Origin of the sequence: Phytobacter sp. V69, assembly GCF_965644215.1 — a bacterium.
Lineage (GTDB): Bacteria > Pseudomonadota > Gammaproteobacteria > Enterobacterales > Enterobacteriaceae > Phytobacter.
Map to the genome: position 1 here is coordinate 1 of NZ_CBFFRL010000485.1, position 689 is coordinate 689.

Here is a 689-nt window from a genome sequence, read left to right on the forward strand (position 1 = left end):
AGTCATGATAATAGGGCCTTCTGATTAGAAGGCCCTATTATCAATGATTTTTATCCTCGTGACGACACTATCTAAAGTGTAAAGAATTATCATCAACGGTTAATAATTGACCCCGCTCATGCTTTTGCTCAAAAAACAACCATACTATGTTTCTTGCCTAATGGCTGACAAGAGGGGGAAAACGTATGACCGTTGACGAACTCACACAGTGCCTGTTGGACAAACTGCTTGACGCCAAAGCTGACCTTGCAGGCTATATCCAGATGCGAAAAGCGAAAGGGTATATGTCGGTTAGCGAAAACGATCGTTTACGGGAGCACTTCTTCGATCTTGCCAGGGAAATACGCGATAACGGCGTGCAACTGAATATGTTGCCGGATGCCGATGCCCGAGGGGCGTTATATCGCGCTGAGGAGGCTTTATCCTCCGTGGCAGTATGCCTGTTAAGTGGGCGTCAGGATTGCCCTACCTACATCGCGGTGAATGTCGATAAGCTGGAAAGAGCCTTCAATGTGCTTAATTTCAGCACCCAGTATCTTTGCGAACACTCACCGCTCGCTGAAATCTAAACGCGGGGGAGGCCACTCCCCCCTTCTTTTTGTGCACAGAAACCCCCCAGCTAGGCTGGGGGTTCCGGAAAGCTTTCAGCTTTAAGTCAGTTATCAAAACCCCTTTTGATTTGTTAAAAC

The 689-nt window shown here is 47.5% G+C and carries 1 protein-coding gene; it reads left to right on the top strand.

Going from position 1 to position 689, the window contains the following annotated elements; genetic code table 11:
- Positions 1-185 precede the first annotated feature (185 nt).
- Positions 186-569: a biofilm formation regulator BssR gene (locus ACSZPU_RS26135; protein WP_499004528.1), complete on the top strand. Its 384-nt coding sequence runs from the start codon at positions 186-188 to the stop codon at positions 567-569.
- Positions 570-689: the final 120 nt, after the last annotated feature.